A 25,126-nucleotide genomic window follows, 5' to 3' on the forward strand; every position below is an offset into this window, starting at 1 on the left:
CCCGGCTCGACCCGAGGAGTGATCAACCATGGGTCCGCATCCCGCAGTGGCCGCGATACGCCTGGCAGTACGCCGGGTGCTGAACGATGTCGCCGCCCACATCCCCGACACCTTCAGCGGCGCCCCCGGCCCTGCCGCCCCCGGCGCCGGCGGCCGCCCCGCCCCCGCCCCGAGCGCCCAGAACGCCCCGACCGTCCCGGCCCCCGCACCGGCCCCCGCCCCGCCGCTGTTCCACCCGGTCGGCGACGTCGACCCGGAGCACGCCAAGCGCCGGACACCCCGCCCCCGCCCCGCACCGGACGCCCCGCTCGTCCTGGTGGCCTGCAGCGGCGGCGCCGACTCCATGGCCCTGGCCGCCGCCACCGCCTTCGAAGCCGCCCGGATGGGCCTGCGGGCCGGAGCCGTCACCGTCGACCACGGACTGCAGCAGGGCTCCACCGCCCGCGCCGTCGAGGTCGCCGCCCGGCTGCGCGCCCTCGGCCTGGACCCGGTGGACGCCCTCGGCGTCAAGGTCGGCCGGGCCGGAGGCCCCGAGGCCGCCGCCCGCGACGCCCGCTACGCCGCCCTGGACAGCGCCGCCGAACGCCACGGCGCCCGGGTCATCCTGCTCGGCCACACCCGCGACGACCAGGCCGAGACCGTGCTGCTGGGCCTGGCCCGGGGCTCGGGCCCGCGCTCGCTGTCCGGGATGGCCGCCGCCACCGGCCGCTACCGCCGCCCCTTCCTCGACCTGGACCGCTCCACCACCCGCCAGGCCTGCGCCGTCCTGGACCTGCCGGTCTGGGACGACCCGCACAACACCGACCCCGCCTACACCCGCGCCCGGGTCCGGCACGAGGTCCTGCCGGTGCTGGAGAAGCACCTCGGCGGCGGGGTGGTCGAGGCCCTGGCCCGCACCGCCCGGCTGTTCCGCGACGATGCCGACGCCTTGGACGCCTGGGCCGCGCAGGTCGAGGCCGAGGCCGCCGGCGAGCACGGCCTGGACGCCCGCCGACTGGCCGAGGTGCCGCCCGCCGTCCGCCGCCGGGTGCTGCGCCGGGCGGCGATCCGGGCCGGCAGCCCCGCCGGGGACCTCTTCGCCCGCCATGTCGAGGCCATGGACCACCTCGTCACCGACTGGCACGGCCAGGGTCCGCTGCACCTGCCCGGTGCCGTGGAGCTGCGCCGCCGCTCCGGCCACCTGGCCTTCCGCCGTCCGTAGCCCCGGAGCGGGTGTGGCAAGGTTGGACCGCAGACACCGGATCCCCAGCACTTGAGGAAGTACCGCGGGTGGACGAGAACGACATGGGCACCGACCTTGCGAAGGTGCTCATCAGCAAGGACGAGATCGACGCCAAGCTGGTCGAACTGGCGGCACAGATCGACCGCGACTACGCCGGCAAGGACCTGCTGATCGTCGGCGTGCTCAAGGGCGCCGTGATGGTCATGGCCGACCTCGCCAGAGCCCTGCACAGCCCGCTCACCATGGACTGGATGGCGGTGTCCTCCTACGGGATGGGCACCCGCTCCTCGGGCGTGGTCCGCATCCTCAAGGACCTGGACACCGACATCAGCGGCCGCGACGTGCTCATCGTCGAGGACATCATCGACTCCGGTCTGACCCTGTCCTGGCTGCTCAGCAACCTGCAGTCGCGCGGCCCGGCCTCGCTGGAGGTCTGCGCTCTGCTGCGCAAGCCGGACGCCGCCAAGGTCTCCATCGACGTCAAGTACGTCGGTTTCGACATCGCCAACGAGTTCGTCGTGGGTTACGGTCTCGACTACGCGGAGAAGTACCGCAACCTGCCGTTCGTCGGGACGCTCGCGCCGCACGTGTACGGCGGCTGAGCGCCCGCCGGGCCGTCGGCGCTGATGGCGGCGGCAAAAGGGCCGACCGGGCGGGAACAGGACACAGGTTCCCTCCGTTGGACCCGGGGAAGGCCCGTTTGGCACTCGTACCGCACCACTCGCATGGAGAATGGCTGCGGTACCGTCCAATAGTCCACTGTGTGCTGTTGACAGTGGATGACCAACCGGTCGAGGTCAGACATAGGACGCATCCACGGCCCGCGGGCCGTGAGATGCCGCACAGTGGCAGGAGGGACGGGGCGGCTCATGTCGCCCCGCATGGATGGACGTGAAGCGATACTTCCGTGCGCCGGTGATTTGGGTCCTGCTGGCGGTTGCCGCTGTCTTCGTGCTGATGACCGTGGTGTCGTCCTCGGCCGGTTACAAGACCGAGGACACCAGCGCAGTCGTCGCGCAGATCAACGACGGCAACGCCAAGGCAGTCCAGATCACGACTGGCGACAGTCAGATGATCAAGGTCCAGCTGAAGGACGGCAAGACCTTCGACGGCACCTCGCAGATCCAGGCGCCGTACGTCAACGACACCTACGCGGCGACGCTCGCCGACAACCTGCAGAGCCAGGTCAAGAGCGGTGACGTCACCAGCTACACCGTCAGCCAGGACAAGCAGAACGCCTTCGTCAGCATCCTGCTTTCGCTGCTGCCGTTCGTCCTGATCGTGGTGGTCTTCCTCTTCCTGATGAACCAGATGCAGGGCGGCGGCTCGCGCGTCATGCAGTTCGGGAAGTCCAAGGCCAAGCTGATCACCAAGGACACGCCCAAGACGACCTTCGCGGACGTCGCGGGCGCCGACGAGGCGGTCGAGGAGCTCCACGAGATCAAGGAGTTCCTCCAGGAGCCGGCCAAGTTCCAGGCCGTCGGCGCCAAGATCCCCAAGGGTGTGCTGCTCTACGGCCCGCCCGGGACCGGCAAGACCCTGCTGGCGCGCGCCGTCGCGGGCGAGGCCGGGGTGCCGTTCTACTCGATCTCCGGCTCCGACTTCGTGGAGATGTTCGTGGGTGTCGGCGCCAGCCGCGTCCGCGACCTCTTCGAGCAGGCCAAGGCCAACGCCCCGGCCATCGTCTTCGTGGACGAGATCGACGCGGTCGGCCGCCACCGTGGCGCCGGCCTCGGCGGCGGGCACGACGAGCGCGAGCAGACCCTGAACCAGCTGCTGGTCGAGATGGACGGCTTCGACGTGAAGGGCGGCGTGATCCTGATCGCGGCGACCAACCGTCCCGACATCCTCGACCCGGCGCTGCTGCGCCCGGGCCGCTTCGACCGGCAGATCGCGGTGGACCGTCCCGACCTCACCGGCCGGCACGACATCCTCAAGGTGCACCAGAAGGGCAAGCCGGTCGCCCCGGACGTCGACCTCATGGTCGTCGCCCGCCGCACCCCCGGCTTCACCGGTGCGGACCTGGCGAACGTCCTCAACGAGGCGGCGCTGCTCACCGCCCGGAGCGACAAGAAGCTGATCGACAACGGCACGCTGGACGAGGCCATCGACCGCGTGGTCGCCGGTCCGCAGAAGCGCACCCGGATCATGTCGGAGAAGGAGAAGAAGATCACCGCGTACCACGAGGGCGGACACGCCCTGGTCGCGGCGGCCTCTCCGAACAGCGACCCGGTGCACAAGGTCACCATCCTCTCCCGCGGCCGGGCCCTGGGCTACACCATGGTCCTGCCGGACGAGGACAAGTACTCGACCACCCGCAACGAGATGCTCGACCAGCTCGCCTACATGATGGGCGGGCGCGCGGCGGAGGAGCTGGTCTTCCACGACCCGACCACCGGCGCGTCCAACGACATCGAGAAGGCCACTGCCACCGCGCGGGCCATGGTCACCCAGTACGGCATGACCGAGCGCCTGGGCGCGATCAAGTTCGGGACCGACAACTCCGAGCCCTTCCTGGGCCGCGAGATGGGCCACCAGCGCGACTACTCGGAAGAGGTCGCCGGGCTGGTGGACGAGGAGGTCAAGAAGCTGATCGAGAACGCCCACAACGAGGCGTGGGAGATCCTGGTCGAGAACCGGGACGTGCTGGACAACCTGGTCCTGGAGCTGCTGGAGAAGGAGACGCTGAACAAGGAGCAGATCGCGCAGATCTTCGCTCCGATCGTGAAGCGCCCCGCCCGTCCGGCCTGGACCGGTTCGGCCCGCCGCACCCCGTCCACCCGGCCGCCGGTGCAGTCGCCCAAGGAACTGGCGCTGACCAACGGCGCCCAGCTGATGACGCCGCCTCCGGTGGACATCGTCAAGCTGCCGCAGGAGCCCACGGACGGCTGACGCCCGCCCGCATTGTCCTGGAATGGATGCCGTCGCCCCGAGGTTCTAGCCTTGGGCGGCGGCATCCGGCCTGTCGCGGCCGGCTGTCGCGGCCGGCCCGATCCGCTGCAGAAATGAGGACCACCCATGACCGACCCGGTGACCATCGACGGTTCCACCCGTGCCGTGAGGGACTTCGACCAGAAGCGCGCCGAGAACGCGGTCAGGGAGCTGCTGCTGGCGGTGGGCGAGGATCCGGACCGCGAGGGCCTGCGGGAGACCCCGGGCCGGGTGGCCCGCGCCTACCAGGAGATATTCGCCGGTCTCTTCCAGGAGCCGGAGGACGTCCTGACGACCACCTTCGACCTGGGTCACGACGAGATGGTCCTGGTCAAGGACATCGAGCTGGTCTCCTGCTGCGAGCACCACCTGCTGCCGTTCCACGGCGTGGCCCACGTGGGCTACATCCCGGCTGCCAACGGCAAGATCACCGGCCTGTCCAAGCTCGCCCGGCTGGTGGACGTCTTCGCCCGCCGCCCGCAGGTCCAGGAGCGGCTGACCACCCAGGTGGCCGACTCGCTGATGCGGATCCTGGACGCCCGCGGCGTGATCGTCGTCATCGAGGCCGAGCACATGTGCATGTCGGTCCGGGGCATCCGCAAGCCCGGCGCCAAGACGCTGACCTCGGCCGTGCGCGGCCAGCTGCGCGACGCGGCGACCCGCTCCGAGGCGATGAGCCTGATCATCGGTCACTGACCGCCGCGCCGGAGCCGGTTCCGGCAGACCGGGGAACGACGGAGGGGCCGGGAAACGACGGAGGGGCCGGGAAACGACGGAGGGGCCGCCCGCTGGGGCGGCCCCTCCTCGCGTGGTGTGCGTCCGGTACCGGTCAGTCCCGGCCCGGCGCGGCCGGCGGGGTGTGCTTGCCGGGGCCGGCGTGCGCGCCGCCCGCAGCCGGCGGCAGCGAGCGGGTGGCGGGCGGCGGCACCGCCCGGGGCGTGGCCGGGGGCGGGGTCTCGGCCACCGGCGGGGACATGTGCTGGCTCATCCAGACCATGGTCGGGCCCTGCTCCTGGGCCCAGGTGGTGAAGTTGTGGCCGCCGAGCCTCAGCAGCAGCGGGGTGGCCGACATGGGGGCCTTCACCGCCCTCAGGAACTGCTCGGTGGCCTTGTAGTCGAACTCCTTGGTGGTCGTCGCCACCAGCACCTGGACCGGCGGCACGGGCAGGTGCTTCAGCCGCCACTCGACGTTGTACTGGTTCATCAGCTGGGTGCGGGCCGGGGTGCCCTTGGCGCCGAAGAGGTTGCCGGTCTGGGCGTCCTCGGTGTCCGCGTAGTCCCCGCCGAGGTCGCCCACCACGGAGTACAGCTTGGGGTAGCGCATGGCGATCTCCAGGGCGCAGGTGCCGCCCTCGGAGTAGCCCTCCAGGCCCCAGGCACGCGGGTCGGCGGCCACCCGGTAGGTGGCGTGCATGGCGGTCTGGTAGTCGCTGGTCAGGAAGGTCTCGACCTGGGGGCCGTGCGGGATGTTCACACAGTCGTTGTCCCGGGGCATGGTGACGTTCTGTGAGATCAGCACCAGGATGGTCGGCTGGATCTGGCCCGACTGCTCCAGCGAGGAGAACTGCTGAATCGTCTTCAGGTGGTCGAGCAGGGTCTCGATCTCGCCGGGGAAGCCGGTGTAGGCCGTGATCACCGGGAAGTCGGTGTGCGCGTAGGCCGGCTGGAAGTACTGCGGCGGCAGGAAGACGTAGGCGTGGTCGCTGATCTTGGTGCGCACGCCGTGGATGTGCACCGAGGAGACCTGGCCGACCTGGTCGGCCGGACCGCTGGGCAGGTCGTGCCAGCGGTTCAGGTCACCCGGTGTGTCGGTCGTTATCAGGCCGTGGCTCCCCGCGCTGACGGCGGTGTTGCCGTTGTCCGCGCCGGTGGTCTGGCCGAAGGCGACCTGCTGGTTGTTGCCGCCGCCGACCAGGTCGTCCCAGGTCGGGTAGAAGTCGCCGTAGGAGTTGATCATCAGGGCGACGACCAGGACCAGCGAGAGCTGCGACATGAGGATCATGCCGAGCCTGGCCAGGATCCACAGGACGCCGCGCCGGGCGAGCCGTGGCCAGAGCCAGACGGTGAGGGCGACGCTGACCACCGTGAGTGCGATGACCGCGTCCAGCAGCGTACTGCTCGTCAGATCCATGGACGTTGCTCCTGATTCCAGCCGGCCGGCCGGGGTCGATCCGTATTCTCACCGCGATCCGCCCCCGACTCCCGCCGGTGGCCGACCGCCTGGCCTGCGTGTCGCCGGCCGCCGCTGACTCGCGTCCAGCTCAGAGACGGGCCGATCCGGGTGGAAAGTACCGCTTCCTGCTGGGGTGAACCCTCATGACATGGTTGACGACCCTCATCATGGTTTGATCACTGGGGTGGACGAACCATTTGTGGACGGTGAGGATCCGGACGGCCCGGGGGCCGGGGGAGCGGGTGCGGGAGCGGGTGCGGACGCGGCGTGGAGCTTGGCTCCCAGCCAGCGCAGCGCCTGCGGGGTCTCCCGGTTCCAGGTGTCGAAGTTGTGTCCGCCGCTGGGAAGTATCAGCGAGGAGACCTGCATGGGCTCCTTCACCGCCGCGACGAACTGCTCGGTGGCTTTGTAGTCGAACTCCCCCTTCCGGCTGCTGGCGACCAGCACCGACACGGAAGGCGCGGGCAGGTTCTTCAGACGCCACATCAGGTCGTTCTGGTTCCGCAGCTCCTGGCTTCCGCCGAACAGGTTTCCGGTGGTGTCGTCCTCGGCGGCCTTGTAGTAGCCGGAGAGCGAGGCCGCCGCCGCGAACGCCTCGGGGTGCCGCATGGTGAGCTTGAGCGCGCAGTAGCCGCCGGTGGAGTCGCCGATGACGCCCCAGCCGGAGCCGGCGGTGCCGACCCGGTAGCGGGCGGCCATGGCCTGGTGCAGGTCCCGGGTGAAGAAGGTCTCCGCCTGCGGGCCGCCGGGGACGTCCTGGCACTCGGTGTCCCGGGGCATCTGCACGGAGGGGCGCATCAGCACCAGCACCGTCGGCTGCAGCTGGTTCTGGTGGATCGCCTGCGCCGCTATGGTCGGGTACTTCATCCGGGTGATCAGGTTCTCCGGGGTGCCCGGGTAGCCGGTGAAGACCAGGATCACCGGGAACAGGTGGTGGGCGTACGCAGGGTCCTTGTACTGCGGGGGCAGGTAGACGTACGCGGGCTCGGAGAGCCGGGTGCCCGAGCCGTCGATCACGACCTTCTGCAGGGTGCCGCCGCCGCCCGAGGAGCCGGGCAGCATCAGCGCCACCGGCTTGCTGCCCAGCACCCGCACCCCGGGGACGCCGGGCCGCTGCGCCGAGGCCGGCTGGACGCCGTTGGTGATGGTCGCGGTGCCGCCCTGGTCGGTGCCGAGCAGGTCCCCCCAGGAGCTGTAGAACCCGCCCCAGTTGTTGGCCGCCAGACCTATCGCCGCCAGGGTCAGCAGCTGACTGGCCAGCAGCATGCCTATCCGGCCGAGCAGCGCGAGCCAGCCGCCGCGGGCGAGCCTGGGCCACAGCCAGACCGTGGCTGCAAAACAGACGACCGCGAACACCGCGACGAGTGTCTGCAGTTTGTGGCTGGTGAGTCCCATGGGTCCACTTCCCGAGGCGAACGTTGATTGGCATGCGGATGTCTAGACGTTTCAGCATGCCTGGGAAGTTGCTGGGATTTAGCAAAACGTTATCCCGCAGGACAGAACTCATGCCTAAGGATGGTGCTCTCCTACTTCGGTCTGACCGAAGTCATGAACGAAGGCCCTACCCTGGTGCCCTATGAACGACGCCCAGCCCGCCGAATCCCCTAGTCGCAAGGGCCTTCAGCTGCCCGACGTCACCCGGGCCTCCCGCCCCTGGGTGCCCGCCGCCATGGGCTACGCCACCGCCCTGATCGGGTTGGTCGACATCGCCGGAGCCGTCGAGCCGCACTTCAAGGACACCCGGGTCCGCGAGCTTGCCAGGTTCCTCCCAGGGGTGAACACGCTGGCGACGGCCGCCTCGCTGGTCGTCGGCATCCTGCTGATCATGCTCGCGCACGCCCTGCGCCGGCGGAAGCAGCGGGCCTGGAAGGCGGTCGTGGTGCTGCTGCCGGTGGGCGCGGCGCTGGAGATCCTGCGCTGGCACCACATCGGCACGGCCGTGGTGGCGCTGGTCGCCTTCGCGGTGCTGATCGTCAACCGCCGCGAGTTCTACGCCCTGTCCGACCCGCGCACCCGCTGGCGGGCGCTGTGGAACCTGATCGGCATGGGGGTCTTCAGCTTCGGCCTGGGCCTGATCATCGTCAGCTCGCACGAGCGGACGCTGGGCGACCCCAGCTTCGTCGACCGCTTCTGGCAGGTGTTCTGGGGCCTGATCGGCATCGGCGGGCCCATCCACTACCGCTCGCAGCACGTCAGCGACCTGGTCTACTACTCGCTGGCCGCGCTCGGGCTGCTCACCGCGGTCAGCACGCTGTGGCTGGCCACCAAGCCGTCCAAGCCCATCGCCGAGCTCAGCCGCGAGGAGGAGGGCCAGGTCCGGGAGCTGCTGGCGAAGCACGGCGCGCGCGACTCGCTGGGCTACTTCGCGCTGCGCCGGGACAAGAGCGTCATCTTCTCGCCCAGCGGCAAGGCCGCCATCGCCTACCGGGTGGTCTCCGGCGTGATGCTCGCCTCCGGCGACCCGATCGGCGACGTCGAGGCGTGGCCGGGGGCCATCAAGCGGTTCATGGAGGAGGCCCACCGCTACGCCTGGGTGCCGGCCGTCATGGGCTGCAGCGAGGTCGGCGGCGAGGTGTGGACCCGCGAGGCCGGTCTGGACGCCCTGGAGATCGGCGACGAGGCCATCGTCGAGGTCGAGGACTTCACCCTGGAGGGCCGCGCCATGCGCAACGTCCGCCAGATGGTGAAGCGGATCGAGCGCGCGGGCTACGAGTGCCGGGTGCGCCGGGTGGACGAGCTGACCGAGGCCGAGCGCGACCAGATCCGCTACGCCGCCGACGCCTGGCGCGGCACCGAGACCGAGCGCGGCTTCTCCATGGCGCTGGGCCGCTTCGGCGACCCGGCCGACGAGGGCTGCGTCGTCATCACCGCGCACAAGCTGCCCGAGGGCGCCGCGCCCGGCACCAGCGACATCCGCGCCGTGCTGCACTTCGTGCCCTGGGGCCGGGACGGCATCTCGCTGGAGCTGATGCGCCGGGACCGCGACGCCGACCCGGGGCTGAACGAGCTGCTGATCGTCAAGGCCCTGCAGGCCTGCCCCTCGCTGGGGGTGGCGCGGGTGTCGCTGAACTTCGCCATGTTCCGCTCGGCGCTGGCGCGCGGCGAGCGCATCGGCGCCGGGCCGGTGCTGCGGGCCTGGCGCGGGCTGCTGGTGTTCCTCTCGCGCTGGTTCCAGATCGAGTCGCTGTACAAGTTCAATGCCAAGTTCCGTCCGATCTGGGAGCCCCGGTTCCTGGTCTACCCGACCGCCCGCGACCTGCCCAGGATCGGGCTGTCGGCGCTGCAGGCCGAGGCGTTCATCGTGATGGAGCTGCCCCGGAGCCTGCGCCGGTTCGGCCGTCGCCCGGCCGCGGCCGCCGCCGAGCCGGTCAGCGCGCAGATCCCGGCCCAGGCCGCCGGGCAGGCGGACGCCCAGCCGGACCAGCAGTCGGACGCGACGCCGGACCAGCGGCCCGCCGGGCAGCCGACCGGGCAGCCCGCCGCCGGGGACTCCGGCCGGGGCGCCCCCCGGATTCCCGGCCAGGGCGCCGCCCGGGGCAAGGACGCGGGCCCCGCCCCGGCCAAGCGCCAGCCACAATGACTCCATGAACGCGTACAAGAGCCCGCTGCCCGGTGTCGAGGACTGGGGACGCTGCGGGGTGATGGGCATCGTCAACGTCACCCCGGACTCCTTCTCCGACGGCGGGCTGTGGCTCGACCCCGGGCTGGCCGTCGCCCACGGGCTGGAGCTGGTCGCCCAGGGCGCGGACGTGGTCGACGTCGGCGGGGAGTCCACCCGGCCCGGCGCGGTCCGGGTCACCGCCGAGGAGGAGCTGCGCCGGGTGCTGCCGGTGGTCCGGCAGCTGGCCGCCCAGGGCGTGACCGTCAGCGTGGACACCATGCGGGCGGCGGTCGCCGAGGCCGCGGTCGGGGCCGGGGCCCGGATCATCAACGACGTCAGCGGCGGCCGGGCCGACCCGCTGATGGTGCCGGTCGCGGCCCGCACCGGCGTCCCGTTCGTGGTGATGCACTGGCGCGGACAGTCGGCCTCCATGGATGACCTGGCCACCTATGGGGATGTAGTGGGCGAGGTCATCGACGAAGTGGAGCGCCAGATGGACGCGGTGGTGTCCGGCGGGGTCGACCCCGCCCAGGTGATCGTGGACCCGGGGCTGGGGTTCGCCAAGGGCCGTGAGGACGACTGGGCGCTGCTGGCCAGGCTCGACGCCTGGAGCAGGCTCGGCCGCCCGGTGCTGGTCGCCGCCTCCCGCAAGCGCTTCCTGGGCACCCTGCTGGCCGACCGGACCACCGGCGAGCTGCGCCCGGCCCGCGCCCGCGACGCCGCCACCGCGGCGGTCTCCGCGTTGGCGGCGGCCCAGGGCGCCTGGGCGGTGCGGGTGCACGAGGTCCCGGCCACCGCCGACGCGGTGCGGGTCGAGGCCGCGCTGCGCGGGGCGCGCGGATGACCGCCGGAGGCGGGACCGGCGCGGCCGGCGGCGCCTCCCCGGCCGAGGCGGACGCCCGGGCCGAGGTGGAGGCCGCCAACGCGGCCCTGTACGCCGCGCTGGAGGCCGGCGACCTGGACGCGCTCACGGACGTGTGGGTCTCCGGCGCGGACGCCGACGACGTCCGCGGCGCGGTCTGCGTCCACCCCGGCTGGCCGGTGCTGCGCGGCCGGGCCTCGGTGCTGCGCTCCTACGCGCTGATCATGGCCCACACCGAGTACATCCAGTTCTTCCTCACCGACGTCGAGGTGGAGGTGCTGGGCGATGTGGCACTTGTCACGTGCACCGAGAACATCCTCTCCGGCGGCGAGTCCGAGGAGGAGGGCGAGCTGGGCCCGCTGGTCGGCGGCAAGGTGGTCTCCAGCAACCTCTTCCGCCGTACCGGCACCGGCTGGAGGCTCTGGTCGCACCACGGCTCACCGGTGCTGACCAGCGGGGCGGACGAGTAGCCGGGCCCCGGGGGCGGTTGCGGCAGCGGAGGGAATTCCCGGCCCGGGAGGCACGTTCACCCTGCGGCGGCCACCCGCGCGGCGGGGGCTGTCGGTACCCGGGGGTACTTTGGTTCAGGCAGGCAACGTGGCCTGCCCCGCTCCTTCCTGTCCTGCACAGGCGAGGCGCTCGGACAGTGGGAGTGATTCGATTGCTGGACCGTGTCGCGGTGAAGGGCCTGCGTGCCCGCGGCCACCATGGGGTTTTCCCGCGCGAGCGGGAGCAGGGACAGACCTTCGTGGTGGACATCGTGCTGGGCGTCGACACCAGGCCCGCCGCCCGCGGGGACGACCTGGCCCGCACGGCCCACTACGGCGTCGTCTCGGAGGAGGTCGTCGCCATCGTCCAGGGCGAGCCGGTCGACCTGATCGAGACCCTGGCCCAGCGCATCGCCGACCAGTGCCTGAAGCACGAGGCGGTACAGGAGGTCGAGGTGACGGTGCACAAGCCCGACGCCCCGATCACCGTGCCGTTCGACGACGTGACCATCACCATCGTACGGAGCCGCGAATGAGCAGCGACCCCACCACCACGCCCGTCTCCCCCGAGGTCGAGCAGCAGGTCGACTCGGCCGACGTCACGCTGAGCAACCCCCGGGACGCGGTCATCGCGCTGGGCAGCAACCTCGGCAACCGGCTGGCCACGCTCCAGGGGGCGGTCGACGCGCTGGAGGACACCCCCGGCGTGCGGATCAAGGCCGTCTCGGCGGTCTACGAGACCGAGGGCGTCGGCGGCCCGGAGAACCAGCCCAGGTACCTGAACGCGGTCCTGGTGCTGCGCACCACCCTGCCGCCGCAGTCGCTGCTGGAGCGTGCCAACGCCGTCGAGGACGCCTTCGGGCGGGTCCGCGAGGAGCGCTGGGGCGCCCGCACCCTGGACGTCGACATCCTCAGCTACGAGGGCGTCGTGCTGGACCGGGCCGAGCTGACGCTGCCGCATCCGCGCGCCCACGAGCGCGCCTTCGTGCTGGCCCCGTGGCTGGACGCGGATCCGCAGGCGCAGCTGGTCGGCCACGGCCCGGTCGCCGACCTGCTGGCCGCGGTCGGCGAGGCGGGCGTCACCCGCCGCGACGACATCGAGCTGCACCTGCCCCAGTAGGGGCGGTTCCGAGCCGGTTCCTTGAGGGAGACGTGTTGAAGCCGCTACGCCCGGTCGTGCTGATGGCGATCACGCTGGTCACCGGTCTGCTGTCGTGGGGGGGTTCCCGGCTGTGGAACTCGGTGGGGACGCTGCCCGGCGTGCCCGCCGCCGCCCCGATCGTGCTGGCGATCATCGCGGTGGTGCTGGTGGCGGCCGCGGTCTCGCTGCGTTCGCGGCTGCGGGCGCAGCGCGAGCGCGCCCCGGGCGCCAAGGGCGTCGATCCGCTGTCGGCGGCCCGGGCGGTCGTCCTCGGCCAGGCCAGCGCCCTGGTGGCGGCGCTGGTCACCGGCGTCTACGGCGGGATGGGCGTGTTCCTGTCGAGCATGTGGGATTCGGTGCCCGGGCGGCACGGCCAGGTGGTGACCGCGGCGCTGGCGGTGGCGGCCGGGATCGCGGTGATGGCGGCCGGGCTGTGGATCCAGCACATCTGCCGGCTGCCGGACGATCCGGACGACTTCCACGCCGCGCCGACCTCCCCGGCCCGCCGCCGCTAGACCGGCCGGCTCCGGGGCGCCCCCGGCCGCACCGCGTCGGCCGGGCTCGCATCGGCCGGGGCTGCGTCGGACGGGGTTGCCTCGGACAGTGCGGCCTCGGCCAGGACCGGCTCGGTCAGCGCCGGGCCGACGGCCAGGGTGTGGCTGCCCTCGGCGGTGGCCCCGATCGGCGTGGTCTGCGCCACGCAGGCGCCGGTGAGCACCAGCAGCCCGCCGAGGATCTGCGGGCCGTCCAGGTGCTCGCCCAGCAGCACCCAGGCGAGGACGGTGCCGACGACCGCCTCCAGCGAGGCGATCACCCCGGCGACCGGCGCGGAGAGCCGGCTCACCGCGGCGGTGCCGGTCAGGTAGGCGACGACGGTGGCGATGACGATCACCCAGCCGAGCAGCAGCAGCGCGGGCACCTGGCGTCCGCCCATGGCCACGTCGTGGCCGAACACCGACCAGCGGATGTCCCAGGGCCGGGCCACGGCGGAGAAGACCAGGGTGCCGACCAGCAGTCCCCAGGCGCTCAGGGCGATCGGGCTCACCGGCTCCCGCGCGGCGTCCGAGCCGTGGCCGACGCCCTCGGCCAGCACGAAGTAGCCGACCTGGCAGAAGGCCGCGCCCAGTCCCAGCAGCACGCCCCAGGGGTTGAGCCCGCCGAAGCCGTCCCAGACCTGCACCACGCAGCCCAGGCCGATCAGCGCGAGCAGCGCGCCCAGCGCCGCCTGGCGGCTGACCCGGCGGCGCTGGACGAAGCGGACGTAGCCCAGCAGCAGCGGCGGTCCGAGGTACTCGATGAGCAGCGCCACGCCGACCGGGATCAGCGCCAGCGAGGCGAAGGACAGCCCCTGGCAGCCGGCCACCGCGAACAGCCCGAAGCCGATCAGCAGCCCGGGGCGGCGGCGCGGCAGGTCGCGGTGCTTGATCAGCACCGGCAGCAGGACCAGGGTGGCCCCGGCGGCGCGCAGCCAGACCACGTCCAGGGCCGAGAGCCCGGCCTCCATCAGCGGTTTGGCCGCGGTGCCGGAGCCGCCGAAGGCGCAGGCCGAGATCAGGATGAGGACGAGGCCGGCGGTGCGCCGGGAGCGGGCCGGGGCGGAGGAGCCGCGGGTGGCGGCAGCGGAGCGGCGGGGCATGGCGACATTGTGGCAGCGCCCCCCGCCGCGCGACAGGGGTGTATCCGGTTTTTACTGATGTCGCCGCTCAGGTGACCGCCCCGGCCGCAGCGGCGAAGCGGGCCTCGCGCCACTCGCCGCTGTCGAGCACCTGGCGCAGCGCCTCGGCGGCGTCCCAGACGTCGGCGTGGGAGAGGTAGAGCGGGGTGAAGCCGAAGCGCAGCACGTCCGGGGCCCGGTAGTCGCCGATGACGCCGCGGGCGATCAGCGCCTGCATCACCGGGTACGCCTGCGGGTGCCGCAGCGAGACCTGGCTGCCGCGCCGGTCCGGCTCGGCCGGGGTGGCCGACTCCAGCCCGAGCGGTGCGGTGAGCTCCAGGAACAGCGAGGTCAGCGCGAGGCTCTTGGCGCGCAGGGCGTCCAGGTCGACGTCGTCCCAGATGTCCAGGGCGGCTTCCAGCCCGGCGAGGCTGAGCAGCGGCGGGGTGCCGGTGAGGAAGCGGCCGATGCCCTCGGCCGGGCGGTAGCCGGCTTCGAAGGCGAACGGCTCGGCGTGGCCGAACCAGCCGGTCAGCGGCTGCCGGGAGTCCTCGAGGTGGCGGGCGGCGGCGTAGAGGAAGGCGGGCGCGCCGGGGCCGCCGTTGAGGTACTTGTAGCTGCAGCCGACGGCGAAGTCGGCCCCGCAGGCGTCCAGGCGGACCGGCAGCGCACCGGCTGAGTGGCACAGGTCCCAGACGATCAGCGCGCCGTGCCGGTGGGCCAGCTCGGTGACGGCGGCCATGTCCTGGAGCGCGCCGGTCCGGTAGTCCACGTGCGAGAGCAGGACGACGGCGGTGTCCTCGCCGATCAGCTCCTCCAGCCGGTCGCTGTCGCGGCCCAGCAGCCGCCGCCGGTAGCCGCCGCCCTCGGCGGAGCCGTCGCCCTCGGCGGGACCGCCGCCGAAGCCGCCGGTGACGCCCTCGGTGAGGTACAGGTCGGTCGGGAAGCTGCCCAGCTCGGAGACGATCACCCGGCGGTCCGGCCGCAGCCGCAGCGCGGCGGTGAGCACCTTGAACAGGTTGACCGAGGTCGAGTCGCAGACGACGACCTGGCCGGTGGCGGCGCCGACCAGCGGCGCGATCCGCTCGCCGAGGCCGCGCGGCAGGTCGTACCAGCCGGCCTCGTTCCAGCTGCGGATCAGGCCCTCGCCCCACTCGCGGGCGACCATCCCGGCGATCCGGTCCGGGGTGTGCGCGGGCAGCGCGCCCAGCGAGTTGCCGTCCAGGTAGAGCACGCCGTCGGGCAGGGTGAAGCGGGAGCGCAGGCCGCGCAGCGGGTCGGCGGCGTCCAGGGCGAGCGCGTCCGCGCGGGAGATGGTGCGGGACGGCTGCGGCAGGGTGTCAGAGGACATTGCGGGCCGCCCAGATCTCCGGGAAGACGTCCTGCTCGGCGGCCTTGCTGAGCCAGCTGATGCCGCTGGAGCCGCCGGTGCCGGGCTTGGCGCCCATGGCCCGCTTCACCGCGATCAGGTGCCGCTGCCGCCAGCGGGTGACCCGCTCGGCGACGTCCAGCAGCAGCTCGCCGAGCAGCGCCAGCTCGCGGTGGGCCGGATCGCTGTAGACGCTCACCCAGTCCTCGGCCCCGGCCCGGCGCAGCACGCCCTCGGCGTCGTCGTACAGGCTGGGGGAGTTCAGCGTCTCGGACAGCTCGGCGTGGATCCGCGGGCTGCCCGCGTACAGCTTGAGCAGCCGCTCGCTCTTGTTGCCGAGCAGGAACTCCAGGTGCAGGTAGGTGTACGACTGGAAGCCGCTGGCCTCGCCCAGGTACGGGCGGAAGGCGCTGAACTCGACCGGGGTCATCGTGGCCAGCAGGTCCCAGGAGGACACCAGCACGTCCTGCACGCCGAGCCCGCGGCGCAGGGCGGCGGTGGCGGCCGGCAGGTCGTCCACCCGCATCGCCTGCTGGGCCGCGGTCCACTCGTGCCGCAGCAGGCCGAACAGCAGCTCCATGACCTGGGTGGCGACGATGAACGAGTTCTCGGCCGGCTCCTTGCTGCGCGGCTGCAGCAGCGAGTGCAGGGTGTCGATGCCCGCGTAGGCGGCGTACGGGGTGGTGGGTTCGCCGAAGTCGACCTTGGGCTGTACGGCTGCTGCTGTCGGTCCCGGCATGGGCGGTGCTCCTTCGGTGTCCGCGGTCTCGCCCCCATATTCTGCGTTGATCCGAGCCTGCGCTGAATGGCCGCCGGGTGCCACTTCGGGCTCCGCGCCTACCATGCACAAGGCAGAGGTGCCCGATGGCTTGGCGAACGGAAGGCGGAGTGATGGACGCGGTGGACCGCAGGCTGCTGGCCGAGCTGCAGCAGGACGCCCGGCTGTCCTTCAACGAGCTCTCCCGCCGGGTCAACCTGTCCGCGCCCGCGGTCGCCGAGCGGGTGCGACGGCTGGAGGCGGCGGGCGTGCTGACCGGCTACCACGCGCAGGTGGACCTGGTCCGGGCCGGACGCCCGGTGAGCGCGCTGGTGCAGGTGCAGTGCCACGGGCCGCGCTGCGTGCTGCGCGACCCGGGCGTCCGGGAGTGGCCGGAGGTGCTGCAGCTGCACCGGGTGACCGGCGCGGCCTGCTGCGTGCTGATGGTGGCGGTCGAGTCGATGGCGGAGTTCGAGGGGCTGATCGACCGGCTGGCCGAGTACGGGCTGCCGTCCAGCACCATGATCCTGTCCAGTCCGGTGCTGTGGCGCCCGGTCGAGCCCGCCTGACGGCCCGCCTGCCCGCCCGACCCGTCCGACTGCCTGATCCGTCCGCCGTACCCGACCTCCGAGGGAGCCGACCCATGAGCCGAGAGATCCTCACCCGGACCGCGCCGCCGCCCGACCTGACCACCGCGTACGGGCCGCTGCCCGAGCAGGTGGTGGACCTGCGGCTGCCGGACGCCCCGGCGCGGACGCTGGTGGTGCTGGTGCACGGCGGCTTCTGGCGGGCTGCCTACGACCGCACCCACACCGGGCCGCTGGCCGACGCCCTGGCCCGGGCGGGCTTCGCGGTGGCGGTGCCGGAGTACCGCCGGATGGACTCCCCGGGCGGCGGCTGGCCCGGCACCTTCGACGACGTCGCGGCCTTCACCGACGCCCTGGACCCGCAGGCCCCGGACGGCATCTGCGCCCGGCACGGCCTGCGGCCGGAGCGCACGGTGCTGGTCGGCCACTCGGCCGGGGGCCACCTGGCGCTGTGGGCGGCGGGACGGCACCGGCTGCCCGAGGGCTCGCCCTGGCGCACCGGTCGGCGCCCCGACCGCGTGGTCCCGCTGGCGGGCTGCGTCTCGCTGGCGCTCTGCGACGCCCTGGGCCTGGACGACGGCGCGGCGGCCGGGCTGCTCGGCGGCGGCGCGGCGGAGCTCCCCGACCGCTACGCGCTGGCTGATCCGGCGGCGCTGCTGCCGCTGGGCGTGCCGGTGACGCTGCTGCACGGCGTGGAGGACGTGACCGTGCCGCCGGAGGTCAGCCGGGACTACGCGGCCCGGGCCGGGCGTGCGGGCGATCCGGTGGAGCTGGTGGAGCTGCCGGCGCTGGAGCACTTCGCGCTGATCGACCCCGACTCGGCCGCCTGGCCCACCCTCCTTGCCGCGATCAATAACTGACGCGGCATCAGAAAAACTGTCCGACATAGCCTGATATATCAGCGGCATATCCGAGCGGCAGGACCGGCTACCCCGATCGCGTGTGGACCATGCTCACTCGATCGGGGAATGGCCGGGCGCCTCCGCCAGCCGTCACTCTGGGAGCGCAGGTCACACCAGCTTCTGGGGAGACAGCTAGAGATGACTGAAGAGCAGACCGCACTCGGCACTGCCGCAGCAAAGAACCTGGCGACGACGACCAAGACGCCGCCGCAGATGCAGGGCATCACTTCGCGCTGGCTGCTGAAGATGCTGCCCTGGGTCCAGGTCACCGGCGGCACCTACCGCGTCAACCGGCGCCTCACCTACGCCACCGGCCGAGGACGCCTCAGCTTCGCGCAGACCGGTTCCGAGGTCCGGATCGTCCCGCCGACGCTCGCCGAACTCCCGGTCCTGCGCGGCCTGGACGACCAGGTGCTGCTCACCGAACTCGCCGCACGCTTCAGTCAGCGCGAGTTCGAGCCGGGCGAGGTCGTCGCCGAGCGCGGCGCCCCGGTCGACCATGTGCTGGTCGTCGCCCACGGCAAGATCCGCAAGATCGGCGACGGCAAGTTCGGCGACCACGAGGCTGTCCTCGGCACCCTCGCCAACGGCGACCACTTCGGCGACGAAGCCCTCACCGAGGACGGCGCCAGCTGGGACTACACCGCCAAGGCGGCCACCTCCGGGACACTGCTGGTGCTGCCGCGCGCGGCCTTCACCGAACTCGCGGGCCGCTCCGAGGCGTTGCGTGCCCAGGTGGACTCCTACCTGGCCACCGCCGCCCAGGCGCAGGATCGGCACGGCCAGGCCGAGATCCCGCTGGCGGCCGGCCACGAGGGCGAGCCGGAGCTGCCCGGCAGCTTCGTCGACTACGAACTCTCGCCACGGGAGTACGAGTTGAGCGTCGCCCAGACCGTGCTCCAGGTGCACACCCGGGTCGCCGACCTCTACAACCACCCGATGAACCAGATCGAACAGCAACTCAAGCTCACCGTAGAGGCACTGAGGGAGCGTCAGGAGCACGAGCTGATCAACAGCCCGGACTTCGGGCTGCTCGCCAACGCCGACCACGAACAGCGCATCCAGACCCACGGCGGCCCGCCCACCCCGGACGACATGGACGAGCTGCTCTCCCGCCGGCGCGGCTCACGGCTGTTCCTGGCCCACCCGCGGGCCATCGCCGCCTTCGGCCGGGAGTGCAACAAGCGCGGCCTGTACCCGGACTCGGTGGACGTCGAGGGGCACCGCATCCCCTCCTGGCGCGGGGTGCCGATCTTCCCGTGCAGCAAGATCCCGGTCAACGGCGGCCACACCAGCTCCATCCTGGTGCTGCGCACCGGCGAGGACAACCAGGGCGTGGTCGGGCTGCACCAGACCGGACTGCCGGACGAGTACGAGCCGGGCCTGTCCGTGCGGTTCATGGGCATCAACGAGAAGGCCGTCATCCAGTACCTGGTCAGCACCTACTTCTCGGCGGCGGTGCTGGTGCCGGACGCCCTCGGCGTGCTGGAGAACGTCGAAGTCGCCCACCCCCGCGACTGAACCGGAGCGCCCACGTGAGCTGGACTGACGTCGTCATCTTCGTCGGCTCCATGGCGGCCATCGCCCTGGCGCTCAGGCTGGTCGAGCGCTTCGTTCCGCACCACCGCCGCGAGCGGCAGAACGAGGTGGCCGGCTTCATCTTCGCCGGTGTGGGCGTGCTGTACGCCGTGCTGCTGGGCTTCGTCGTCATCTCCGTCTGGGGAAACGTCGGCGCCGCCCAGCAGACGACGTTCAACGAGGCGGACTCCCTGGCCGGGGTCTACTGGATCTCCCGCTCGCTGCCGCTCCCGCTGGGGGCCCAGATCGAGCACCAGACCCTCGACTACGCCAACACCGTCGAGACCACCGAGTGGCCGTTGATGAGCCGGCACCGGAGCAGCCCGCAGGCCACCCAGCTGGTCTACGACATCCGCAACTCGGTGCTCGCGTACCAGCCGGCCACCCTGCAGCAGCAGGTGCTGTACGACCACGCGGTCACCGACGTGGAGAACCTGGCCTCGGCCCGGCGCGAGCGGCTGAACCAGGTGCAGGACTCGGTGCCGCCGATCCTGTGGGTGGCGCTGATCGCCGGCGCGGTGCTGACGGTCGGCTTCACCTTCCTCTTCGGGCTGTCCAACTCGCTGGCCCACGGGCTGATGGTGCTGAGCCTGGGGGCGCTGGTGGTGGCCTCACTGATCCTGATCAAGGAGATGGACTACCCGTTCTCCGGGGTGACCAGGGTCGATCCGACCGCCTTCCGGGTGTTCCTGAGCCGGCTCCCGCCACCCCGCTGACTAGGACCTGATCCGACCTACATGCCGCCTAGCGTGGGGGATACCAGCAGCAAGCAGCACCTGCAGAAAGGTATCCCCGATGCCCACCGTGGTAGCAGCAGAGACCGACGAGCGCGACGCACTGCTCGGCTTCCTGGCCGCGCAGCGCGGCGCGCTCCGTCGCGCGGTCGGCGGCCTCACCGCCGAGCAGGCCGCCGCCCGCCCCACCGTCAGCGAGCTGAGCGTCATCGGCCTGGTCAAGCACGTGGCCGAGACGGAGTCCAACTGGGTCAGGACCATCCTCGCCGGACGCCCCCCGCTGCGGCCCCGGGAGCAGTCCAGCTGGGGCGACTCCTTCCGGCTGGAGCCGGGCGAGAGCGTGGAGTCGGTCCTGGCCTTCTACGACCGGGTCGAGGCCGAGACCGCCGAGATCGTCGGCGCCCTGCCCGGCCTGGACACCAGCGTCCCGCTGCCGGACGCGCCGTGGTTCCCCCGGGACGCGCGGCGCTCGGCCCGCTGGATCATGATGCACCTGGTCGAGGAGGTGGCCCGGCACGCCGGCCACGCCGACATCCTGCGCGAGAGCATCGACGGGGCCACCGCCTTCGCGCTGATCCCGGCCGAACAACTGCGCCCCAACGGCTGACCGGCGGCTACCGGCGTCCCGTCCGCTGTGCCAGGCTGGCGGGATGCCGACGATCCGCCCCTACCGACCCGCCGACCGGGAGGCGCTGTACGACATCTGCGTCCGCACCGGGGACGCCGGGGCGGACGCGACCGGGCTCTACCGCGATCCGGGAATCCTGCCCGCCATCTTCACCGGCCCCTACCTGCAGCTCGCCCCCGAGCTGGCCTTCGTGCTGGCCGACGGTCCGGACGCGGAGCGGCCGCTGGGCTACGTCATCGGCACCGCCGACACCCGGCGCTACGTCGCCGACTACCGGCGCGCCTGGCTGCCGCTGGTCGCCGGGCAGTACCCCGAGGGCAGCGGCGAGGGCCCGGACGCCGAGCGGGTGCGCGAGCTGCACCACCCGGAGTGGATGCTGGCGGACGGCCTCGCCGACCGCTACCCCGCCCACCTGCACATCGACCTGCTGCCGCAGGCGCAGGGCCGGGGCGCCGGGCGGGCGCTGATGGACACCTTCCTGGCCGCGCTGCGGGCCGCCGGGGCGGAGCGGGTGCACCTGGGCATGGCCCGGCGCAACACCGGCGCCCGGGCCTTCTACGACCGGCTGGGCTTCCACGAGATCGACCACCCCGGACCGGCCCTGGTCCTGGGGCGCGACACCGCCGCGCTCGTCTAGGGCACCCGGGGGAAGCGGGACTGCAGCTCCCAGACCGCCGGGTTGTCGGCCAGGCCCTCGTGCAGGTCGGCCAGGTCGGCCAGCACGTCCTGGAGGAAGTCCCGTGCCTCGCGCCGCAGTTCGCTGTGGCGGACGGTGAGCGGCGGCTGCTCGGCCCAGTCGGCGCGGATCTCCACCCAGTTGAAGCGGCGGCTGAAGCGCATCAGGTCGGCCGACTCGGTGAAGTCCAGCTCGGCGGTCTGCAGGGCGGAGCCGCGGCGGCCGGAGGGGTCGCGGTCGATCCGCTCGACGATGTCGCACACCGCCCAGGCGAAGTCCAGCACCGGCACCCAGCCCCAGGCCGTGGACAGGTCCAGGCCGTCGGCCTCCAGGTAGACGTCGCCGCAGAAGAGGTCGTGCCGCAGGGCGCGCACGCCGGCGCTGCGGTAGTCGAACTGCGGGGGGTCGGGGAAGCGGTTGGACAGGGAGTAGCCGAACTCGATCACGGGTCGATGGTCCCACGGTTCCGGGCCGCCCCCGCGCCGGTCCGGTGCGGTTATTGCCTGGCGCGGGCCCGCGCCGGACGGGATCATGGGGGACATGTCCCCACCCGTCCGCGTCCGCGGCTCGGTCGTCCTGCCCGACGCCGAGCTGCAGTGGCGTTTCTCGCGCTCCTCCGGCCCCGGCGGCCAGCATGTGAACACCAGCGACAGCCAGGTCGAGCTGCGGTACGACCTCGCCGGCTCCGCGGCGCTGCCCCCGGTGTGGAAGGAGCGCGCCCTGGAGCGGCTGGCCGGGCGGCTGACGGACGGCGGGGTCCTGGTGGTCCGGGCCTCCGAGCACCGGTCGCAGTGGCGCAACCGGGAGGCGGCGGCGGTGCGGCTGTCGGCGCTGCTGAGCGAGGCCGTGGCGCCGCCCCCGAGGAGCCGCAGGGCGACCCGTCCCAGCCGGGGCGTGGTGGAGCGCAGGCTCACCGACAAGAAGCGCCGGGCGGACGTCAAGCGCGGCCGCCAGGGCCACTTCGACTAGTCCGCCGCTTCGGCCGACCCGCCGCTTCGGCTAGTCCAACTGCCGGTACTGGCCGCGGAAGTGCATCAGCGGCCCGTTCTCCGGGCCGGCGATCCGGGCGGAGAGCACCCGGCCGATCAGCAGCACGTGGTCCCCGGCGGGTATCCGCTGCTCGGTGCGGCACTCCACGGTCGCCAGCGCGCCGGTGGCCAGCGGCGCCCCGCTCGCCGCGCCGCGCTCGTGCGGCAGCTCGGCGAACAGCAGCCGGTCGCTGACCCGGCCCTTCATGGCGAACCGGGCGGCGGTGACCCGCTGTTCGGCGGCCAGCACCGAGACCGCCCAGTGGTCGACGCGGGAGAGCGTCTCCTCCATCCGGGAGTCCTCGCGCACCGAGACCAGTACCAGCGGCGGCTCCAGGGAGACCGACAGGAACGCCGTGGCGGTCATCCCGATGTCCTCGCCCCGGGCGCCCTCCTCCGGGTCGTGCGCGGTCAGCAGCACCACCCCGGAGGCCAGCTGTCCGAGGGCGGCGCGGAACTCCTCCGGGCCGACCTCGCCCGGGCCCGGGGCGGCGGCCGTGCCGGCGGCCGGGTCGGCGGAGTGGTCAGCAGCAGGGGTCGTCATCGCGTTGTACACCCGAGCACCGTATCTTCGGTGGCTCGTCCACCGCATCGGCCCAGGGACGTATCACGGTGTGGGACAGAGGTCCTAGTCGGAGCTTCTGTGTTCGAGTATGGGGGTCACCGGTCCATCCGTGCGGGTCGGTGGCGGTCGACCACCCCCAAGAGTGAACGTTTGGGACCTGCTGGCGGGCTTGTCCCTTCAGTTCTTGTCGTCCGCGACCGAGAGAGTAGGGGAGGCCGCTGTGGCTATTGGTGGGTTTTGCCCAGGATGAACTGCTTATCGGGAGTGGACAGTTGTGTGAGTTGGGTCACAAGTGGCGTTCATTTGCTGACCCAGAGTGCCGGTTGGTGTGCTCCCTGTGATTCAGTTTGTTTGGCAATCGGACGATCAGAATGACGGGAACCCGCAGGGAGCCTCCGGGGGTGGGCCCGAAGCGCCGCTGTCACGGAGGGAGCGCGTGATGGAAACCGAGTCGGAGCCGTACGTCCGTCTCACAACCCTGCGAAGCCTGCACCGCATCGTCGCCGACCTCAACGCAGCCCGCAGCCTTGCCGGAACCCTCCAGGCCGTGGTCGAGGGGGCCGTCACCGGCCTCGGCTACGAGGCCGCCGCCGTCAACCTGGTCCGCCCCGACGGCGACCTGGTCGTCGCCGCCGTCTGGGAGTTGGACGAGACCGGCGGCTCCGACGAGTCCATCGCCGGGCTGCTCGGCCGGATCGGCTCCCGGGAGTCCTGGGACCGGCTGCTCAACGTCGGCGAGTGCTGGGGCCCGCTGGTCTTCGTGCCGCAGGAGCGCGCCTGGGCCAGTGCCGTGGACATCCCGAGCTGGACCGGCGGCCTGCGCGGCGCCCATGCCGCGCCGCCCCCGGACGCCGACGCCTGGCATCCCGACGACTGCCTGTTCGCCCCGATGTACAGCCTCGGCGGCGAGCTGCTCGGCGTGCTCTCGGTGGACCGGCCGCGCAACGGCAGACGCCCGGGGGCCTGGGGCCGCGAGGCGCTGGCGATGTTCAGCCAGCAGGCCGGGATCGCCATCGGCAACGCCCGGCTGCGCGCCGAGATGCAGCGGGCCCTGGTCCGCTTCGAGCGGGAGCAGCAGACCCTGCGGGCCAGCGAGGAGAGCTTCAGACAGGCGTTCGAGTACGCGCCCAGTGGGATGGCCATCACCGAGCTGCACGGGGTCAGCAGCGGCAAGCTCACCCGGGTCAACGACGCCCTGTGCCGACTGCTCGGCCGACCGCGGGCCTCGTTGCAGCGGCACAGCTTCGCCGACCTGGTCCACCCCGAGGACGAGGACCGGCTGCGCCGGGTGTCCGCCGAGAACGGCCGGGCGGAGGTGCGGCTGGCCCGGCGCGACGGCGGCTACCTGTGGGTCAACCTGCGCAACTCGGTGGTCGCGGACACCTCCGAGGGCACCCGCTTCCTGCTCACCCACGTCGAGGACATCGAGGACCGCAAGCGGCACGAGCTGCAGCTGGCCCACCGGGCCAGCCATGACGCGCTGACCGGGCTGCCCAACGCGGCCGAGCTGCGCAGCCGGCTGCGGCGCCGGCTGTGCGACCGCTCGGCCGACGACGACGGCTCCTGTCCGCCCGGGCAGCCCGGCGACACCCACAGCTACGGCATGACCAGCTACGAGAGCCTGTACGGCGGCTACGACGGCGGCTTCGAGCACGTCCACGCGGTCCTGCCGGACGACGCCGCCGCGGCGGACCCGGACGGACGCGGCGGGCGCGGCCTGGCGGTGGTCTTCTGCGACCTGGACGGCTTCAAGTCGATCAACGACCGCTTCGGCCACAGCGCCGGGGACGCGGTGCTGATCGAGGTGGCCCGGCGGCTGCAGCACGTCGTCCGGGAGGGCGACACGGTGGCCCGGCTGGGCGGCGACGAGTTCGTCGTCCTCGCCGACGGCGTCGGCCGGGAGGAGGCCCGGGACCTGGCCGGGCGGTTGCGGAACGCGATCACCCCGCCGATGCGGGTGGACAGCCGGGCGGTCCGGGTCGGGGTGAGCCTCGGCATCGGCTGGGCGGGCTGCGGCATGTCCATCGACGAGGTCCTGCACACCGCCGACGAACGTATGTACGTGGAGAAGCGGTCGCGCTCCAACGCCAACGGGAACGGCCCTGCTGGCGGGCGGTCCCACCGTCGCGCGGGGTGATCGCGGGGGCCCGTCCGGGCGCTGCGGACCGCACCCGCTCGTACGGGGACGTCACTCGTACGGGGTAGTGTTCCGAGTACGGGCGTGTCCGCC

General features: G+C 72.4%; 25 protein-coding genes. 18 read left to right on the forward strand and 7 right to left on the reverse strand.

Translation table 11 applies throughout. The features are described 5' to 3' along the window. Positions 1-28: 28 nt before the first annotated feature. From tilS to folE, 4 genes are all read left to right on the forward strand, one after another. Positions 29-1,201 carry a tRNA lysidine(34) synthetase TilS gene (gene tilS / locus GXW83_RS03080; protein ID WP_182441370.1) on the forward strand — a complete coding sequence of 391 codons (1,173 nt, stop codon included), beginning with the start codon at positions 29-31 and terminating at the stop codon, positions 1,199-1,201. Positions 1,202-1,284: 83 nt separating this feature from the next. Next, complete coding sequence (hpt, locus tag GXW83_RS03085; protein WP_225447424.1) at positions 1,285-1,824, forward strand: hypoxanthine phosphoribosyltransferase; 540 nt, start codon at positions 1,285-1,287, stop codon at positions 1,822-1,824. Positions 1,825-2,107: 283 nt separating this feature from the next. Continuing rightward, positions 2,108-4,114, forward strand: coding sequence for an ATP-dependent zinc metalloprotease FtsH (gene ftsH / locus GXW83_RS03090; RefSeq protein WP_182441372.1), 2,007 nt, complete (start codon positions 2,108-2,110; stop codon positions 4,112-4,114). Between the two features lie 126 nt (positions 4,115-4,240). Further along, on the forward strand, positions 4,241-4,849 hold the full coding sequence (gene folE, locus GXW83_RS03095; protein WP_182441373.1) for a GTP cyclohydrolase I FolE: 609 nt from the start codon (positions 4,241-4,243) through the stop codon (positions 4,847-4,849). A 133-nt stretch (positions 4,850-4,982) separates the two neighbouring features. Here the strand turns inward: folE and GXW83_RS03100 are convergent, their stop codons facing one another. Both GXW83_RS03100 and GXW83_RS03105 read right to left on the reverse strand, forming a co-directional pair. Beyond that, positions 4,983-6,284, reverse strand: a complete 1,302-nt coding sequence (locus GXW83_RS03100) for an esterase family protein (protein ID WP_182441374.1) — start codon at positions 6,282-6,284, stop codon at positions 4,983-4,985. Between the two features lie 207 nt (positions 6,285-6,491). Next, positions 6,492-7,721 (reverse strand): esterase family protein, encoded by a 1,230-nt coding sequence (locus tag GXW83_RS03105; protein ID WP_182441375.1) that lies wholly within the window; start codon positions 7,719-7,721, stop codon positions 6,492-6,494. A gap of 181 nt (positions 7,722-7,902) precedes the next feature. Here GXW83_RS03105 and GXW83_RS03110 point away from each other — a divergent pair, with 181 nt between their 5' ends. The 6 genes from GXW83_RS03110 to GXW83_RS03135 all read left to right on the forward strand — a co-directional run bounded on the left by GXW83_RS03110 (position 7,903) and on the right by GXW83_RS03135 (position 12,933). Next, positions 7,903-9,906 (forward strand): phosphatidylglycerol lysyltransferase domain-containing protein, encoded by a 2,004-nt coding sequence (locus tag GXW83_RS03110; protein ID WP_182441376.1) that lies wholly within the window; start codon positions 7,903-7,905, stop codon positions 9,904-9,906. A gap of 4 nt (positions 9,907-9,910) precedes the next feature. After that, positions 9,911-10,771, forward strand: a complete 861-nt coding sequence (gene folP / locus GXW83_RS03115; RefSeq protein WP_225446721.1) for a dihydropteroate synthase — start codon at positions 9,911-9,913, stop codon at positions 10,769-10,771. Further along, the gene (locus GXW83_RS03120; RefSeq protein ID WP_182441377.1) at positions 10,768-11,259 is read left to right on the forward strand and encodes a nuclear transport factor 2 family protein; all 492 of its coding nucleotides are present in this window, start codon (positions 10,768-10,770) and stop codon (positions 11,257-11,259) included. Before folP ends, GXW83_RS03120 begins: the two co-directional genes overlap by 4 nt. A gap of 194 nt (positions 11,260-11,453) precedes the next feature. Then, the gene (folB, locus tag GXW83_RS03125; RefSeq protein ID WP_182447041.1) at positions 11,454-11,813 is read left to right on the forward strand and encodes a dihydroneopterin aldolase; all 360 of its coding nucleotides are present in this window, start codon (positions 11,454-11,456) and stop codon (positions 11,811-11,813) included. Continuing rightward, positions 11,810-12,397 carry a 2-amino-4-hydroxy-6-hydroxymethyldihydropteridine diphosphokinase gene (gene folK, locus GXW83_RS03130; RefSeq protein WP_182441378.1) on the forward strand — a complete coding sequence of 196 codons (588 nt, stop codon included), beginning with the start codon at positions 11,810-11,812 and terminating at the stop codon, positions 12,395-12,397. Before folB ends, folK begins: the two co-directional genes overlap by 4 nt. A gap of 35 nt (positions 12,398-12,432) precedes the next feature. Continuing rightward, positions 12,433-12,933 (forward strand): DUF3180 domain-containing protein, encoded by a 501-nt coding sequence (locus GXW83_RS03135; protein WP_182441379.1) that lies wholly within the window; start codon positions 12,433-12,435, stop codon positions 12,931-12,933. On the opposite strand, the gene GXW83_RS03140 is transcribed toward GXW83_RS03135, so the two are convergent. The 3 genes from GXW83_RS03140 to GXW83_RS03150 all read right to left on the reverse strand — a co-directional run bounded on the left by GXW83_RS03140 (position 12,930) and on the right by GXW83_RS03150 (position 16,180). After that, positions 12,930-14,054, reverse strand: coding sequence for a DMT family transporter (locus tag GXW83_RS03140; RefSeq protein ID WP_182441380.1), 1,125 nt, complete (start codon positions 14,052-14,054; stop codon positions 12,930-12,932). The genes GXW83_RS03135 and GXW83_RS03140 overlap by 4 nt on opposite strands. Positions 14,055-14,121: 67 nt before the next feature. After that, positions 14,122-15,423 (reverse strand): kynureninase, encoded by a 1,302-nt coding sequence (kynU, locus tag GXW83_RS03145; protein WP_182441381.1) that lies wholly within the window; start codon positions 15,421-15,423, stop codon positions 14,122-14,124. After that, positions 15,413-16,180: a tryptophan 2,3-dioxygenase gene (locus GXW83_RS03150; protein WP_182441382.1), complete on the reverse strand. Its 768-nt coding sequence runs from the start codon at positions 16,178-16,180 to the stop codon at positions 15,413-15,415. The genes kynU and GXW83_RS03150 overlap by 11 nt, the downstream gene beginning before the upstream one ends. 125 nt (positions 16,181-16,305) lie before the next feature. Here GXW83_RS03150 and GXW83_RS03155 point away from each other — a divergent pair, with 125 nt between their 5' ends. The 6 genes from GXW83_RS03155 to GXW83_RS03180 all read left to right on the forward strand — a co-directional run bounded on the left by GXW83_RS03155 (position 16,306) and on the right by GXW83_RS03180 (position 21,264). After that, the gene (locus GXW83_RS03155; RefSeq protein WP_225446722.1) at positions 16,306-16,767 is read left to right on the forward strand and encodes an Lrp/AsnC family transcriptional regulator; all 462 of its coding nucleotides are present in this window, start codon (positions 16,306-16,308) and stop codon (positions 16,765-16,767) included. 74 nt (positions 16,768-16,841) lie between these two features. Further along, the gene (locus GXW83_RS03160; protein WP_182441383.1) at positions 16,842-17,645 is read left to right on the forward strand and encodes an alpha/beta hydrolase; all 804 of its coding nucleotides are present in this window, start codon (positions 16,842-16,844) and stop codon (positions 17,643-17,645) included. A 180-nt stretch (positions 17,646-17,825) separates the two neighbouring features. After that, positions 17,826-19,208 carry a family 2B encapsulin nanocompartment shell protein gene (locus GXW83_RS03165; protein WP_182441384.1) on the forward strand — a complete coding sequence of 461 codons (1,383 nt, stop codon included), beginning with the start codon at positions 17,826-17,828 and terminating at the stop codon, positions 19,206-19,208. Positions 19,209-19,222: 14 nt separating this feature from the next. Further along, positions 19,223-19,981: a DUF4239 domain-containing protein gene (locus GXW83_RS03170; RefSeq protein WP_225446723.1), complete on the forward strand. Its 759-nt coding sequence runs from the start codon at positions 19,223-19,225 to the stop codon at positions 19,979-19,981. A 79-nt stretch (positions 19,982-20,060) separates the two neighbouring features. Continuing rightward, the gene (locus GXW83_RS03175; RefSeq protein ID WP_182441385.1) at positions 20,061-20,606 is read left to right on the forward strand and encodes a DinB family protein; all 546 of its coding nucleotides are present in this window, start codon (positions 20,061-20,063) and stop codon (positions 20,604-20,606) included. A 43-nt stretch (positions 20,607-20,649) separates the two neighbouring features. Further along, complete coding sequence (locus GXW83_RS03180) at positions 20,650-21,264, forward strand: N-acetyltransferase (protein ID WP_182441386.1); 615 nt, start codon at positions 20,650-20,652, stop codon at positions 21,262-21,264. On the opposite strand, the gene GXW83_RS03185 is transcribed toward GXW83_RS03180, so the two are convergent. Further along, positions 21,261-21,749: a hypothetical protein gene (locus tag GXW83_RS03185; RefSeq protein WP_182441387.1), complete on the reverse strand. Its 489-nt coding sequence runs from the start codon at positions 21,747-21,749 to the stop codon at positions 21,261-21,263. The two genes, GXW83_RS03180 and GXW83_RS03185, sit on opposite strands and share 4 nt — an antisense overlap. A 94-nt stretch (positions 21,750-21,843) precedes the next feature. Between GXW83_RS03185 and arfB the strand changes: the two genes are divergently transcribed. Continuing rightward, complete coding sequence (arfB, locus tag GXW83_RS03190; protein WP_182441388.1) at positions 21,844-22,272, forward strand: alternative ribosome rescue aminoacyl-tRNA hydrolase ArfB; 429 nt, start codon at positions 21,844-21,846, stop codon at positions 22,270-22,272. A gap of 30 nt (positions 22,273-22,302) precedes the next feature. Here the strand turns inward: arfB and GXW83_RS03195 are convergent, their stop codons facing one another. Next, positions 22,303-22,875, reverse strand: a complete 573-nt coding sequence (locus GXW83_RS03195) for a flavin reductase family protein (RefSeq protein ID WP_182447044.1) — start codon at positions 22,873-22,875, stop codon at positions 22,303-22,305. Positions 22,876-23,335: 460 nt separating this feature from the next. On the opposite strand from GXW83_RS03195, the gene GXW83_RS03200 reads away from it, so the two are divergent. Further along, positions 23,336-25,033: a sensor domain-containing diguanylate cyclase gene (locus GXW83_RS03200; protein WP_182441389.1), complete on the forward strand. Its 1,698-nt coding sequence runs from the start codon at positions 23,336-23,338 to the stop codon at positions 25,031-25,033. The last annotated feature ends 93 nt before the right edge of the window (positions 25,034-25,126 follow it).

The sequence above is a fragment of the Streptacidiphilus sp. PB12-B1b genome, from assembly GCF_014084125.1.
Taxonomy (GTDB): Bacteria; Actinomycetota; Actinomycetes; order Streptomycetales; family Streptomycetaceae; genus Streptacidiphilus.